Origin of the sequence: Proteiniphilum sp. X52, from assembly GCF_003712195.1 — a bacterium.
Classification (GTDB): Bacteria; Bacteroidota; Bacteroidia; order Bacteroidales; family Dysgonomonadaceae; genus Proteiniphilum.
The window spans coordinates 1-303 of record NZ_RDSD01000095.1 but is presented as its reverse complement, the minus strand read 5'-3'; the positions used below and the strand labels follow the sequence as shown (position 1 = coordinate 303).

The 303-nt window shown below is 48.2% G+C and carries 1 pseudogene; it reads right to left on the bottom strand.

From position 1 onward, the window contains the following. Positions 1-303, bottom strand: a pseudogene (locus D7D25_RS17800) (RHS repeat-associated core domain-containing protein); the annotation flags it as partial.

Here is a 303-nt window from a genome sequence, read left to right as displayed (position 1 = left end):
TAAAGCAGGATCATACAATCTTGCGTTCATATTCACCAACCCGAACCAAGGAAGGTATTCATGGCCGGTATACCCGCGTCCAAGGAACAGTGCCGGTTCGCTTCCCGGTGCGTATGCCACCTGTGTGGAGGGATTCCTTAACCTTCCCCATGCGTCATAACTCAATTCCTGTTTCAAAGAACCATCGGCATTGGCTATATGGGTGATACTGCCCAGATAGTCCCTGCAAATATAGTAAATTTTCCACACACCGGCTTCTTTTACATATACAGCAGGCGCTGAATAAGCATCACCACCGAGGTA